Source organism: Clostridium sp., assembly GCF_021443865.1.
GTDB lineage: Bacteria > Bacillota > Clostridia > Clostridiales > Clostridiaceae > Clostridium.
The window spans coordinates 94,125-109,365 of record NZ_JABUTB010000002.1; the positions used below are offsets into that span (position 1 = coordinate 94,125).

General features: G+C 28.1%; 10 protein-coding genes. 9 read left to right on the forward strand and 1 reads right to left on the reverse strand.

From position 1 onward, the window contains the following. Positions 1–58 precede the first annotated feature (58 nt). The 3 genes from HUJ77_RS00610 to HUJ77_RS00620 all read left to right on the forward strand — a co-directional run bounded on the left by HUJ77_RS00610 (position 59) and on the right by HUJ77_RS00620 (position 3,693). The gene (locus HUJ77_RS00610) at positions 59–1,051 is read left to right on the forward strand and encodes an aldo/keto reductase (RefSeq protein WP_291706628.1); all 993 of its coding nucleotides are present in this window, start codon (positions 59–61) and stop codon (positions 1,049–1,051) included. A gap of 12 nt (positions 1,052–1,063) precedes the next feature. After that, on the forward strand, positions 1,064–2,056 hold the full coding sequence (locus tag HUJ77_RS00615) for an SGNH/GDSL hydrolase family protein (protein WP_291706629.1): 993 nt from the start codon (positions 1,064–1,066) through the stop codon (positions 2,054–2,056). Between the two features lie 263 nt (positions 2,057–2,319). Then, entirely contained in the window at positions 2,320–3,693 is a 1,374-nt protein-coding gene (locus tag HUJ77_RS00620; RefSeq protein WP_291706630.1) for an MATE family efflux transporter, read from the forward strand. An 856-nt stretch (positions 3,694–4,549) separates the two neighbouring features. On the opposite strand, the gene HUJ77_RS00625 is transcribed toward HUJ77_RS00620, so the two are convergent. Next, on the reverse strand, positions 4,550–5,407 hold the full coding sequence (locus HUJ77_RS00625) for an AraC family transcriptional regulator (protein WP_291706631.1): 858 nt from the start codon (positions 5,405–5,407) through the stop codon (positions 4,550–4,552). A gap of 207 nt (positions 5,408–5,614) precedes the next feature. On the opposite strand from HUJ77_RS00625, the gene HUJ77_RS00630 reads away from it, so the two are divergent. The 6 genes from HUJ77_RS00630 to HUJ77_RS00655 all read left to right on the forward strand — a co-directional run bounded on the left by HUJ77_RS00630 (position 5,615) and on the right by HUJ77_RS00655 (position 15,226). Beyond that, on the forward strand, positions 5,615–7,357 hold the full coding sequence (locus HUJ77_RS00630) for an ABC transporter ATP-binding protein (protein ID WP_291706632.1): 1,743 nt from the start codon (positions 5,615–5,617) through the stop codon (positions 7,355–7,357). Next, positions 7,358–9,127 (forward strand): ABC transporter ATP-binding protein, encoded by a 1,770-nt coding sequence (locus HUJ77_RS00635; protein WP_291706633.1) that lies wholly within the window; start codon positions 7,358–7,360, stop codon positions 9,125–9,127. It begins immediately after the preceding gene. A 509-nt stretch (positions 9,128–9,636) separates the two neighbouring features. Then, on the forward strand, positions 9,637–11,583 hold the full coding sequence (gene abc-f / locus HUJ77_RS00640) for a ribosomal protection-like ABC-F family protein (protein WP_291706634.1): 1,947 nt from the start codon (positions 9,637–9,639) through the stop codon (positions 11,581–11,583). 84 nt (positions 11,584–11,667) lie between these two features. Further along, on the forward strand, positions 11,668–12,852 hold the full coding sequence (locus HUJ77_RS00645) for an MFS transporter (protein WP_291706635.1): 1,185 nt from the start codon (positions 11,668–11,670) through the stop codon (positions 12,850–12,852). A 666-nt stretch (positions 12,853–13,518) separates the two neighbouring features. Next, the gene (locus tag HUJ77_RS00650; protein ID WP_291706636.1) at positions 13,519–14,577 is read left to right on the forward strand and encodes a methionine ABC transporter ATP-binding protein; all 1,059 of its coding nucleotides are present in this window, start codon (positions 13,519–13,521) and stop codon (positions 14,575–14,577) included. Then, positions 14,546–15,226, forward strand: a complete 681-nt coding sequence (locus HUJ77_RS00655; RefSeq protein WP_291706637.1) for a methionine ABC transporter permease — start codon at positions 14,546–14,548, stop codon at positions 15,224–15,226. The genes HUJ77_RS00650 and HUJ77_RS00655 overlap by 32 nt, the downstream gene beginning before the upstream one ends. The last annotated feature ends 15 nt before the right edge of the window (positions 15,227–15,241 follow it).

The following is a 15,241-nucleotide window of genomic DNA, read 5'->3' on the forward strand; positions in this document are numbered from 1 at the left end:
CAGAAAAGTGAAAAAATAAATTATCTACAGATAATAATATTGTTGGGAGGAAAGAATTATGGGAAATATTAAAGAAGATAGATACGATAAGATGAAGTATATAAAGTGTGGTAATAGTGGATTATACCTACCAAGGGTTGCCCTAGGTTTATGGCATAACTTTGGGTCAGTAGATCCAATTAAAAATCAACAGGATATAATTTTTGAAGCCTTTAATAATGGTATAACTCATTTTGATTTAGCTAATAATTATGGTCCTATTCCTGGAGCTGCTGAAGAAAACTTTGGAAGAATATTAAATAAACACTTAAAGTCTTACAGAGATGAAATGGTTATCTCCACTAAAGCTGGATATGAAATGTGGGCTGGACCTTATGGAAATGGTGGCTCAAGAAAGTATTTAATGTCAAGCATAGATCAAAGCTTAAAAAGAATGAATTTAGATTATGTAGATATTTTTTATCATCATAGACCAGATTCAGACACTCCATTAGAAGAAACTATGGGAGCTTTAACAGATATAGTTAAGCAAGGAAAAGCCTTATATATAGGTTTATCAAATTATCATCCAAAGGAATTAAAGGAAGCTTCAAGAATATTAAAGGAAAATGGAACACCATGTTTAATTCATCAATTTAGTTATAGTATGTTTAACAGATGGAGTGAATCAGAAGGATTACATGATGTCCATAAAGAAGAAGGTATTGGTTCAATAGCCTTTTCACCACTAGCACAAGGACTTCTTACTAATAAATATCTTCATGGAATTCCAGAAGATTCAAGAGCTAAGAAAGTAACTAGTAGATTCCTACATGAAAAGGATATAACAGAAGAAAAATTAAATAAAATAAGAAAATTAAATGAATTAGCAGAGGGAAGAGGACAAACTCTAGCAGAAATGTCACTAGCTTGGGTTATAAGAAAAGATATTGTTAATACTGTATTAATTGGAGCAAGTAAGCCAGAACAAGTATTAGACAATGTAAAAATAATTGAAAATTTAAGTTTTTCAGAGGAAGAGTTAAATAAAATAGATGAAATCTTAAAATAGAGGTAAGAGATAATGATATTATCTAGAAATGAAATAAAATATTCAGGAAGATTTGACTTTTCTAATTCTCATAAGGTTGAATTTGGATGGGCTAAGACTTCATTAACTATAAATTTTATAGGAAATAGAGTTTATGCAGATATTGAATCAGATGGAGAAGATTATTTTTTAGTAGTTTTAGATGGAGAAGTATATAATCATTCCTTTCCTGTTACAGAAAGAAAGCTATATAAGTTAGTAGAAGATATAGAATATGGGGAACATACTTTAGAATTAGTTAAGAGAACAGAAGCCTTTGTAGGAACTGCAAGCTTTTATGGCTTTGAAATCTTTCATGGGAAAATACTAGAGCCACCTAAGGAAAAGCCTTTAAAGATAGAGATTTTTGGTGATTCTATAAGCTGTGGTTATGGAAATGAATCAGAAAATGAATTTGGAGATTTTTATTCTAAGGATGAAAATAGCTATTCCTCCTATGGAGCTATAGCAGCTAGAGAGTTAAATGCAGAATTAACATTAACTACTTGGTCAGGACTTGGGCTAGTAAGAAATTATGATGATTCCCCAATGCCACTTCCAGAGAGAATAGAGTGGATAACTAATAAAGATGCAAATAAGAAGTGGGACTTCTCTAATTATGTTCCTGATATTGTAATAATTAATTTAGGAACTAACGATTTTAATGAACATCCACCAAGCAAAGAAGACTTTGTAGATGGTTATAAAAGATTAATAGACAGAATTAAAAATTACTATGAATCAGTAAAGATAATATGTGCTATAGGTCCTGTTATGGAGGGGAAAGCCTTAGATGATATAAGAGATTATGTTAAGAATAATGTAGTGGAATACTACAATTCCATAGGAAATAAGGATATATTTTTCCTAGAGCATAGTCATCAAAAAGAGGAAAATGGATATGGACAAGCATATCATCCAAGCCAAATAACTCACAATATTATGGCAGATGAATTAGTGGATAAGCTTAAAGAAATTTTACAATAAGATTATGCACAATTCATTAAATAATCAGAGTAAATGAATTATTAACAATAATTAAACAACCTTGACTAAAGAAAATAATCTTTGTAAAATAAATTTGTTCATCGGAGGGTGTAATAATTTTTTAGAATTATGCGCTGGATAAGATGGTAAGCAATGGCTTACTAACTTATCCAGCTTTTTTGATTTAGGGGTAAATTACAATTAAATCATATTTAAAAATTATACATCAGATAGACTAAAATAAGCTTAGGAGGACATTAGATTTGAGTAATTTAACACAGGGTAAAATTAGCACAACATTATTAAAATTTGCAATGCCACTTCTATTTGCAAGTTTATTACAAGCATTATATGGGGCAGCAGACTTATTTGTGGTAGGACAGTTTTCAGATTCATCAGCAGTTTCAGCAGTTGCTATTGGAAGCCAAGTAATGCAAACTATAACTGGTATAATTTTAGGGATTTCAATGGGAGCTACAGTATTAATTGGAAAGTGTGTAGGAGAGAAAAATAATGAAGGTGTATCAAAGGCAATTGGATCATTAAGCATTTTATTTATAATATTTGCTTTAATATTAACACCAATAATGCTATTAGCTACTGATTCAGCCATTTCTGTAATGCATACACCTATTGAAGCTGTAGAGTATACAAGACAATATATAATAATTTGCTCTTTAGGTATTCCATTTATTATAGGATATAACGCAGTTAGTGCAATATTTAGAGGAATAGGAGATTCAAGAACTCCAGTATACTTTGTATTAATAGCATGTGTGATAAATATAGCTGTAGATATTATTTTAGTTGGTGTATTTAATTTTGGAGCTGTAGGAGCTGCGATAGCTACAATTTCTGCACAAGCTATAAGTTTTATAATAGCTATAATTTATATGTGGAAGAAAGGATTTTCCTTTGAAATTAAAAGAAAGCATTTTAAGTTAGATAGAGAATCCTGTAAATATATATTAATTGTTGGATTCCCATTAGCCTTACAGGATGCATTAGTAAATATATCATTTTTAATTATAACTTCTGTAATAAATACTATGGGGGTAATAGCATCAGCATCAGTTGGAGTAGTAGAAAAGCTTATTATATTTGCAATGTTGCCACCAACAGCTTTTGCATCAGCAGTTTCTGCAATGGCAGCACAAAATATTGGAGCAGGAAAAACTAAAAGAGCAAGGAAGGTTCTGTATTATGGAATAATATATTCATTAATATTTGGAATTATTGCTGCAGTTTATTCTCAAATAAGTCCAGAAAAATTAACAGCTATTTTTTCAAAGGATTCAGAAGTTATTAAAGTAGCTAGCCAATACTTAATGTCTTTTTCTATTGATTGTATTATGGTTAGTTTTGTATTTTGTATGAATGGATATTTTAGTGGACAAGGAAAATCAACAATTTCACTTGCTCATAGTCTAGTTGCAACCTTTATGTTTAGGATTCCATTAACATATATAATAAGTAAAATAGAAGGGGTTACCCTTTATGAAATTGGTTTTGCAGCACCTATTTCAACATTTGTTTCAATAATAATATGTTTTGGATATTTAGCTTGGGAAAGTAGAAAGAATAAAATTAATGAAGATAGAGATAAAATAGAAGAATCAATATCTATTTGCTCATAAATTTTAAATAAGAATATAGAAGTGTAGAAATAGCTCAGGCTATATGAAGTTTAATCAATAATTATTTAATTTTCAAAAACTCCGAAGGGAGTTTTTTTCTTTTATTTCTTGGATTTATTTAATTTTAATATTAATAGTTTTTTTGGAGAAGATATATAATTTTTTTATATTTGTGGAATTATATTCCAAATAAATATATAATAAAAATTATACTAAGTCTATTATTGTATATATTATATTTTTGGTTGTAACATATCTAATTTATCATTTTCCTTAGAGTTATTTTTAATATTTATATGTTTTTATATTGGAAAACGTAGAGCTAGTTGAAGTTACAATACATTAGTAAAGAACAATTTTATAATACTACTTATTAATTGTTTTAAAAAAAGTTATAAAAGATGGAGTTGGGCCTAAATTAAAAACAATATTTAAAGAAAGTTTTGAATAACGTTAATGCCTTATGTTCTTATATAACGAACTAAAGTCCAAGGTTTTAAATTCTTGGACTTTTAATAAATACACTTTAATCAATACATAATTGACAATACATAATGCATAATTGTGGAAATAACTCAGACAAGCTGAGTTATAAAATTTAAAATTCCTTAATTATTTCATTCTTTCATGCCAATTTTGCTTCAGCAAAGAGGCTCTTCATTTTTTCATTTTGATTTTGCGTCAGCAAAAGAGAAACTTCATTTTTTCATTCCTTCTTCATTCTTTCATTTTTCTAAATTCCGAAGGAATTTACACCTTAATTATGCATTGTGCATTATGCATTATTCATTATTCTAAGTTCCGACCTTTGAGGAATTTACACCTTAATTCTACATTCTTAATTTTTCATTTTACATTACCGTAGGTTAACCCTTGTTTTATTTGGTGAAACTCCATAATACTTTTTATAAAGCTTACTAAAATAATAAGGATCATCGTATCCCACCATCTTGGCTATAGTTTTTATTGAAAGCTTTGTATTTTCTAATAACTCCTTTGATTTGGCAAGCCTTATTTGTATTAAATAATTAATAGGTGAATCACCCATTATCTCTTTAAATATCTTAGATATATAAACAGGACTTAAATACATATTTTTTGAAAGTGTATATAAGGATATATCTTTTACATAATTCTCATTTAAATATTTAGTTATTCCTTCAACTAACTCTTTTTTCTCACGAGATTTAAAAGAAACTTCATGGGAATCAGAATTAGGAGATTCTTCATTTATCTCCCTATGTAAGAGGATTAATAATTTCATTACTAGAGCTTTTAGAATAAAGGGAGAACTATTATTATAATCCTTTTGTTCATCAGATATTTCTAAGCAAGTTTTTAAAATATCATCCTTGTATTTAACTAAGGTTAAAACATTTTTATCTCCAACATCAATATAGTCCTTTTTAGAGTTACTATATAAGTTTAAATTAGTTACTCCAATATGAAGCTCATTACATCTGGTATTAGAATGAAAAAGCTCTCTATGATAAACTCCTGGATTAGATATTAAAACTTGTCCCTTTCTCAAGGTATATTTTTCACCTTCAATTAAATAATCTACTGAACCAGAAGTTATAAAGGAAAGTTCAACAAAATCATTATGGCAGTGATAATTAGTTTCTGGAGTAGGGATTTCAGGGGAACAAGATCCATCAATTACAAAAAGAATTTGAGGATTATAATTGTCTATGCTTGTATATATTTTGCTCATATCAATACCCCCTAATAAAATGTTACTTTTAAATGTATAATAATATACATTTAAAGTTTAATATAATACATTTTTATTTTCAATAACTTAGCTATAATCTTACATAGAAATAATTTATATAGGAGAAATATATTATTTAAATTTTTAAAAGATATTTAACTATTAAAATTAAAAATTATAAATAAACAATATAAAGGAGGCTAGATTATGGATAGCATAAAATGGATATTTAGCTATTTAAAAAAGCACAAATTTAACTATTTCTTTGCGTTGTTCTTAGTATTAATGACTTCAGCAATTAATATGATAAATCCATTTATTACAGGTAGAATTATTGATAGAGTTTTTGGAAATGGTGAAACATCATTACTTATTCCTCTTGTTTCGATAATGATATCTATTGTAGCCATTAAAGGTATTATAACCTTTAGCTATCAAATGCTTTTAGAACACATTTCACAAGATGTTCTATTTAAAATAAGAACAGATTTATATGATAAACTCTTAAACTTAGATGTTAATTTCTATAGTAGAGTAAAAACTGGAGACATTATGGCAAGAATGACAGGAGATACTGATGCCATAAGACATTTTATTGCTTGGGTTGTTTATAATATTTTATCAGCTGTAACAACCTTTAGTTTTGCTATTATTGCAATGATGTATGTAAACTGGATTTTAACTCTATTTATGCTTTTAATTGCACCAATGATTGGATTCTTAACTTTTAAAATGAGTAAGGAAATTTCACCAACCTTTTATAATATAAGAGAAGCTTATTCAAAATTAAATTCAGTGGTTCAAGAAAATATAAGTGGTAATAGAGTAGTAAGAGCCTTTGGAAGAGAGGATTTTGAAGTTAATAAATTTACTAGAGAAAATGAGAATTATAAAAATAGAAATCTTGATACTATAAATGTTACTAAAAAATATATTCCTAAGCTTGAATTCTTATCTAACAGCCTTTCTGTAATTATGATTTTAGTAGGTGGAATTTTAGTTGCATTAGGAAAGATGACTTTTGGAGAACTTATTATTTTTAGTAGCTTATTATGGGCATTAAATAACCCAATGAGAATGAGTGGATATTTAATTAATGATGCTCAAAGATTTATAGCATCTTCAGCTAAAATTATGGAGTTAATAAATACAGAAAGTATCATTATAAATAAGAATAATGTTTATAATGTTAACAAGTTTGAAGGTAATATAGAATTTAAAAATGTAAGTTTAACATTAGAAGGTAGAAAGGTAATAAATAATATTTCCTTTAAGGTGGAAGCTGGACAAACAGTTGGCTTAGTTGGACATACAGGTTCAGGTAAATCTCTTATAATTAATTTGCTTTCAAGATTTTATGATGCCACAGAAGGTGATATTTATATTGATGGAATTAATATAAAGGATATAGATTTAGATATTTTAAGAGGAAATATTGCAACAGCTATGCAAGATATATTCCTATTTTCAGATACCATTAAAGATAATATAGCCTTCGGTAATCCAAAGGCAAGTTTCCCTGAAGTAGAAGAAGTTTCTAAAAGGGCACAGGCGCATGATTTTATAAAAGGTCTTGATGAAGGTTATGAAACTATAGTAGGGGAAAGAGGAGTAGGACTATCAGGAGGACAAAAGCAAAGAGTGTCATTAGCAAGAGCAATGATGAAAAATGCCACAATATTTGTCCTAGATGATGTAACTTCTGCTGTTGATATGGAAACAGAAAAGAAAATACAACATGAGTTAAAGAACATGAAAGAAAAGAAAACTACATTTATAATTGCCCATAGAATTTCTTCATTAAAGCAAGCAGATTTAATTTTAGTATTAGATAATGGAGAAATAGTAGAAAGAGGAACTCATAATGAGTTAGTACAAAAGGGTGGATACTATTCAAATATATTTTATACTCAATATGGCAATATAGATACAAGGATTGGAGGGGTATAAATGGCTAGAAATAAATATGATGTAGATGAAGAATTAGAAGCAGGCTTTAATTTAGACTATTTAAAAAGATTACTAAAATATATGAAACCCTATAAAACTAAAATAACAGCTTCAGTTATTTTAATGTTAATTTCAAGTTCACTTGCCTTATTAGGACCAGTAATAATTAAATTAGCATTAGATAACTTTATACCAAATAAGGATATTAAGAATTTAGCTTTAATATCAGTTTTATATATAATGATATTTATAGCTATAGCAATAATTATGAAGCATAGAATGCAGACCATGGGAAATGTGGGACAAAATATATTGGTAGATATGAGATATGATTTATTTAAAAATCTACAATATGTACCTTTTAATTATTATGATTCAAGACCTCATGGAAAGATATTAGTAAGGGTAGTTAACTATATTAACTCACTTAGTGATATATTATCTAATGGTTTTGTAAATTTAATTGCAGATATGGTTACCTTAGTATTGGCAATAGTCTTTATGTCATTCCTAAGTATTAGGCTAACCTTAGTTACTTTAATAGGTATTCCTATACTTATGATAGTAATGATGTCTATAAAAAATGCACAAAGAAGGGCTTTCCAAAGATTAAGTGCAAAGCAATCAAACCTAAATGCGTATATTCATGAAAGCATAAGTGGTGTAAGAGTAACACAATCTTTCTCAAGAAAAAGGGAAAGTATGGAGACTTTCAAGGAACTTTGCTTTGAAAATAGTGATTCCTGGATGAAGGCAGTTAGATTTAATTTTCTAATTTGGCCAAGTATTGATATTATTTCAGTAGCATCAATATCTTTAATTTATATCTTTGGAATCTTAATATTTAGAGATTCAGTTTCCTTAGGATTAATAGCAGCCTTTATTTCATATGTATGGATATTCTGGGCTCCAATAATGAACATAGGAAACTTCTATAATACCTTAATTAATGCAATGGCTTACTTAGAAAGAATATTTGAAGCTATGGATGAAAAACCAGAGTATGATGCAAGTGATGCTATAGAGATTAAAGATATTAATGGTAAGGTAGAATTTAAAAATGTGTATTTTGAATACGAAGAAGATATGCCTATTTTAGAAAATATAAATATGACAGTTAAAGCTGGGGAAAAAATAGCTTTAGTTGGACCTACAGGGGCAGGAAAAACTACAATAGTTAATTTACTTTCAAGATTTTATAGAATAAAGTCTGGAGAAATTCTAGTTGATGGAATAGATATAAATGATGTAACACTAAAATCTTTAAGAAAAGAAATAGGAGTTATGCTTCAAGATCCATTTGTTTTCTCTGGAACTATAATGGACAACATAAGATATGGTAGGTTAGATGCCACTGATGAAGAAGTAATAGAAGCTGCTAAAATAGTAAGAGCAGATGACTTTATAAAGGACTTTAATAATGGGTATTACACTGAATTAAATGAGCAAGGAACTGGATTATCAGTTGGACAAAAGCAACTTATATCCTTTGCTAGAGTGTTACTATCAAATCCTAAAATACTAATTTTAGATGAAGCAACAGCAAGTATAGATACAGAAACAGAGGCTTTATTACAAAAGGGAATAGAAGAATTATTAAAGGGAAGAACATCCTTTGTAATAGCCCATAGACTGTCAACTATAATTAATTCAGATAAAATAATGTTTATAGGAAATAAGAAAATCTTAGAAGAAGGTACTCATCAAGAGCTGCTTAAAAAAGAAGGCCTATACTATAATTTATATAAATCACAATACCTAGAGATTTAATCCCCAGGGGAACATAAAAAGGATTATATGCAATAAAATGTAAAATACTTATTTTAAGTTAAAATGAAGTATGATACAATATATAAAAGAGTTGAAGGGGGAATGTAAGTTATGACACCAGCTAATTGCTAATATAAATTAATTTTTAATTTTATATTTATTTTATAATGAGTAAAAATTTACCTAGTTAATAGGTTTTATTGTTATGCTCTTTATAGAAGAAAGCATTTAGAAGGTAACTTACATTACTAAATACAAGTATTATAGTTTTTATATATTTCAAATAGGTATTCTTTAATTATAGTATTATAATTTATCATAAGATTTTTTATTGTTATTTCTTATAGTTTATATTACATATAATTAGTTAGAGTATTGCTATTGTAGAGACTATGTTAACATTGTTATTTTAGACTGTAGGGAGATTAAATCTTCTTACAGTTTTTTTGTTTTAAATATTTATGCTTTTTTCTTTAGAGCCTTAATATAGAGAGAAAGAAGGCGTGTTTATGTTTGAATTATCATTAATTAATGTGAAAAAATATATGGAAGCAACTCTTGTTCTTAAGAATATTAATTTTCAAATTTATTCTGGAGAAAAGGTTGGTATTGTTGGAGTTAATGGTAGTGGTAAAAGTACTATCCTAAAGTTAATTGCAGGAATATTGCCAATGGATTATTGTGTTGGATATCCAGGGGCTACTAGTCCTGGCTATGATGAAGGCTTTATTAATATGCCTAGTGGGGCTACCTCAGCATATTTAGAGCAAATTCCACAGTATGAAGATGGCATTAAGGTTATTGATGTGTTAAAAATGGCCTTTAATGAAGTTTATAAAATAGAAGAACAAATGCATGAATTAGAAGAGGAAATGAAGCTTTTAAAAGAGGAAGAACTAGAAAGAACCTTAAAAAGATATAGTAATTTACTTCAAAGCTATGAAGTTATGGGTGGATACAATACAGAAGAGAAACTAGCAAGAATATGCACTGGGTTAAAGTTTACAGAAGGCTTTTTAGATAAGGACTTTAATTTGTTAAGTGGTGGTGAAAAAACTACCGTTATTTTAGGGAAAATATTAATGGATAATCCAGATATTTTATTATTAGATGAACCTACAAATCATTTAGATATGGATTCTATTGAATGGCTTGAAGGATATCTTAAGAGATATGAGGGGATTGTAATTATAGTTTCTCATGATAGATATTTCTTAGATAATGTAGTAAGTAAAATTATAGAAATAGAAGATATGGAAAGTAAAACCTATAAGGGAAACTACTCAAGCTATGTTAAGCAAAAGGAAGAAAAGCTTATTGAAGAAATGCATAATTATAAAGAGCAGCAAAAAGAAATAAAGAGTATGGAAAACACTATAAAAGAACTTAGAGATTGGGCAATAAGAGCAGATAATAGTAAGTTCTTTAAAAGAGCCGCTAGTATGGAGAAAAGACTTGAAAAAATGAAAAATAGTGACGAGGTACAGAAGCCAAAGCTTGAAAATAAGACTATGAAGCTAAATTTTAAAAGTAGTGAAAGATCAGGAAATGAAACTATAAAAGCAGAGGGCTTATGTAAAAGCTATAATGATAAAACTATTTTTAATGAAGCTGCTTTATTAGTTAACTTTAAAGAAAGAGTTGTTTTAATTGGGCCTAATGGTAGTGGAAAGACAACCTTCTTAAGAGTGTTACTAGGAGAAGAGGCAGCAGATAAAGGCATAGTAGAGCTAGGTGCCAATGTAAGGTTAGGATATTTACCGCAGGTCATTACTTTTAATAATGAGGATGATACTGTACTTCAAGACTTTAGAGATAACATTTCTATATTAGAAGGCCAGGCAAGGCAGTATTTATCTAAGTTTATGTTCTTTGGTAATAGTGTATTTAAAAAAGTTAAAGCCTTATCTGGAGGAGAAAGAATAAGATTAAAGCTTTCTATGTTGTTATATGAAGATATAAATTTATTAATATTGGATGAGCCAACTAATCATCTTGATATTGATTCAATAGAAACCTTTGAAGAAGCTTTAGAGGAGTTTAAGGGTACTATTTTCTTTATATCCCATGATAGGTATTTTATTAATAAAATTAGTGAAAGAGTTATTGCTATTGAGGATTATAAATTTAAAAGTTATCTTGGAAACTATGATTACTATAAGGAAATGCAAGATAAATTAAAGCTAGAAAAAGAGAGTAATATTATTGAGAAGCCTAAAGAAATAAAAAAACAAAAAAAGAAAAAAGAAGTAGATGAAGTAAAAAAGAAAGAAAATGAAATAAAAAGACTAGAAGGAAGAATTAAAAGTCTTGAAGAGGAAATTAGACATATTGAAGAAACTATGGCAGATCAAACAATGAATTATGAAGAATTAAATAAGCTGTTTTTTAAAAAGGAAGAATTGAGCTTAGAGTTAGAAAATGTAATGGAGGAGTGGATGAAAATCAGCATGTAATTTTTATAAATATTCAGTTAAGTGAATTTTTTAATTATAAAAGATGATACTAATAACTGAGTATTTATAAAAAGGAGGATTTTTATGGACTCTCTTTCTAAGAAGTTTTCAAAATATCTTCTTGTTTCTTCACTAGGAGGTAATATTATTGGAAGTGTTTTTGTAATATTTCTAAGTTTTATAAAGGGATTTGATGCTAGGGAAATTAGTTTTATTATAGGAACAACGCCATTAATAGTACTTCCTTTATTTTTAATCTGGGGAAGTATACTAGATAAATATAAAGATGTAATTAAGATTAGTAAGTTTATTAACTTGTCCAATGTAGCTACTATGATTATATTAACTTTAATAAATAATTTTCTTTTATTTTTTATAGTTAATTTAGTAAGAAGTATTTTACTACAGCCTGGAGGAACGCTAAATGATAAGTATTTATTAAATATATCAAAATATAATGAAGGTTCTTATGGGAAAATTAGAGTAATGTTAACTATAGGATTTGGCCTTGCAGGGATAATCGCACCAATAACAATAAAGCTTGGAGGCATTTATTTAGCCATAATAGTAGGAATTATTTTAATAATACTTAGCAATTTTTTACTTAATAAACTTTCAGAAGATGAAGAAGACCTTATAGAAGAAACAGAAAGAAGCAAAAAAGATAAAAAAGGACTTTTTAAATCTATATTGGAGTTAGTGAAAAATAAAAAGTACTTAAAGTATTTAATAATAATCTCAATTATTTGGGGTACCCAAAATTCTGCTGCGTGGTATGGAATTCAAATAATATTAATAGACTTAAAGATATCAGATGCAATTATAAGTCTTATTCCTTTTTTGATGGTTATATTTGAAGTTGTTATCCTATTAACATATGAGAAAATTAAATTCTTTGAAAGAACAGATATAGCCCTATTAATATCTCTTATAGTTCTTACCTTTAGATGGGCAATAATGATTTTTACAAATTCCTATATAATAATCTTGATTATAACCATGCTTCATGGAATAGTAACAGGAATAGTATTGCAAATACAAAATAAAATAGTTGGTGACATTGTATCTCCAGAACAGCAAGTTATAGCATTTATATTAATGAACTCACTTTCTGCCACTATTTTGCCAAGTATTTTAAACCTAACAACAGGTGAATTATATAGTAATTATGGAATAAAAGTCTTTGGTTTAGTTTATTTAATTTTATCTATTATAGCTTTAGGATTATTAAGTACTAAAATTTTAAAAAGAAAAAGTGCAAAAAAATGAAACTTTTTATTGACATATAGGAAATGTATAGTTAAAATACTATTAATAATTAAATAGATTTATCATGAAAGACGGAGGGACTGGCCCAAGGAAGTCGAAGTGCTACGCACACTACAATGCATAATTAAGTTTTAAATTTTTTCAGAATTTATTTTTATTATAAAATGAAGAAATGAAGAAATGAAAGAATGAAGTAATTAATTTTAAATAATTTTTAAAATTATGATACCGAAATTATTGCAATGAGTATGCAAAGTTAGATGTGCCAAATGCATAATGTATAAGTAAGATAAAACTACTGAAAGTAGTTTTAAGAAGCATTAATTTAAGTATTTCAGAATGAAATACTACCATAATTCTTCATTTTACATTTTACATTCTTCATTTGTACGATAGTACTATTTCCTGCAGTGACTACTGCGTCTGAAAGATTAGAACTGAATAAGTGTTTACTACACTGCTTTCTTATTTTTTAGGAAAGCAGTTTTTTTATTTTACAGGAATTTATAAAAATATTACCCTAGGTATAATTTTTTATAAATTCCTTTCCTTTAGTGCTCAATGAGCTAGATGTTATATTCTAGCGACTTGGAGCTTGCGACGGAGCGAAGAATATAACATCTAGCTTATTTTTTATAATTTTTTATAGTTAAAGGAGGGAAAATTATGATCTTATTAAAAAATCTAAACAAAACTTATAGTACTAAAGCTGGGGAAGTTGAAGCTTTAAAGGATGTAACACTTAATATTAAAGAAGGTGAGATTTATGGAATTATTGGTTTTAGTGGGGCAGGAAAATCCACCTTAGTAAGATGCATTAATTTCTTAGAAAAGCCAACTAGTGGTGAAGTAATTGTAGATGGAAAGGAACTTAGCACTTTATCTAATAAGGAGCTTAGGACTGAAAGAAAGAAGATAGGAATGATATTTCAACATTTCAATCTTATGAAATCTAGAACTGTCTTTGAGAATATAGCTTATCCACTTAAGGGAAAGGGATACTCAAAGGAAGAGATAAATAAAAAGGTAAATGATTTATTAAAATTAGTTGAGCTAGAAGATAAAGCAAAGGTATATCCATCAGAGCTAAGTGGGGGACAAAAGCAAAGAGTGGGAATAGCAAGGGCTTTAGCAAATGATCCAAAGGTTTTACTTTGTGATGAAGCAACTAGTGCCTTAGATCCTCAAACTACAAAATCCATATTAAGACTTCTAAAAGAGGTAAATAAAAAGTTTGGAATAACAATAGTAATAATAACTCACGAAATGCAAGTGGTGAAAGAAATATGTACAAGAGCTGCTGTAATGGAAAATGGACGAGTTGTTGAAGAAGGGAATATATTTAAAATATTCTCAGAGCCAAAGGAAAATATAACAAAGAACTTTATAGATAGCACTTCATTATTAACTAATATTTATGACTTAATTAAAGAAGAATCTTCAGTGGTAGATATAAAGGAAAATGAGAAAATATTAAAACTTAAATATTTAGAAAATAGTACAAGTGAGCCAATAATTTCAATAGTATCTAGAGAATTCAATGTGGATACAAGCATTATATTTGGGAATATAGAAATAATTCAAGAACAGCCACTTGGAGGGCTTATAGTAATTATTAGAGGTGAGGAAGCTCAAGTTAATAAGGTTATAGCGTATCTTAAAGAAAATAAAGTAGAAGTGGAGGTAATTAAGGATGGCAGAATTAGTACAAAAATTATTGCCTAATGCAATAACAAAGCTACCAGAAATTTATAATGCTACTTTGGACACTTTACTTATGATTTTAGTGGCAGGTGGTATCTCCTTCTTTATAGGAATTCTATTAGGAGTAGTTTTAGTTGTAACTAAGAAAGGAAATATACTAGAAAATAAAGCTATATATTATGTTCTAGAAAAAATAATAAATATTACAAGATCAATTCCATTTATTATTTTACTAGCAGCAGCAATTCCACTAACAAGATTAATAGTAGGAACTGCCATTGGAACAAAGGGCTCCTTTGTGCCACTAGTATTAGGAACTATTCCCTTCTTTGCAAGGCAAATAGAAAGTGCTTTATCAGAGGTTGATAAGGGAATAATAGAAGCAGCAGAAGCCATGGGGTCATCACCTTTTGAAATAATTTTTAGAGTTTATTTAAAAGAAAGTATACCTAATATAGTAAGGGCAACCACTATAACCTTTGTAAGTTTAGTAGGACTAACAGCTATGGCAGGATCAGTAGGGGGCGGGGGCCTTGGTGATTTAGCTATAAGATATGGATATCAAAGATATCAAGTAGATATTACCTTTGTAACTGTAATAATACTACTTATTTTTGTAAATATAATTCAAGGGGCAGGAAATATAATAATTAAAAAAACAACACATTAAGCAATAAGCAATAAA

What these genes read in the sequence shown, in the direction of transcription:
- abc-f (WP_291706634.1), top strand. Translation starts at nt 9,637, where the DNA reads ATGTTTGAATTATCATTAATTAATGTGAAAAAATATATGGAAGCAACT.
- HUJ77_RS00650 (WP_291706636.1), top strand. Translation starts at nt 13,519, where the DNA reads ATGATCTTATTAAAAAATCTAAACAAAACTTATAGTACTAAAGCTGGG.
- HUJ77_RS00645 (WP_291706635.1), top strand. Translation starts at nt 11,668, where the DNA reads ATGGACTCTCTTTCTAAGAAGTTTTCAAAATATCTTCTTGTTTCTTCA.
- HUJ77_RS00630 (WP_291706632.1), top strand. Translation starts at nt 5,615, where the DNA reads ATGGATAGCATAAAATGGATATTTAGCTATTTAAAAAAGCACAAATTT.
- HUJ77_RS00655 (WP_291706637.1), top strand. Translation starts at nt 14,546, where the DNA reads ATGGCAGAATTAGTACAAAAATTATTGCCTAATGCAATAACAAAGCTA.
- HUJ77_RS00635 (WP_291706633.1), top strand. Translation starts at nt 7,358, where the DNA reads ATGGCTAGAAATAAATATGATGTAGATGAAGAATTAGAAGCAGGCTTT.
- HUJ77_RS00610 (WP_291706628.1), top strand. Translation starts at nt 59, where the DNA reads ATGGGAAATATTAAAGAAGATAGATACGATAAGATGAAGTATATAAAG.
- HUJ77_RS00615 (WP_291706629.1), top strand. Translation starts at nt 1,064, where the DNA reads ATGATATTATCTAGAAATGAAATAAAATATTCAGGAAGATTTGACTTT.
- HUJ77_RS00625 (WP_291706631.1), bottom strand. Translation starts at nt 5,407, where the DNA reads ATGAGCAAAATATATACAAGCATAGACAATTATAATCCTCAAATTCTT.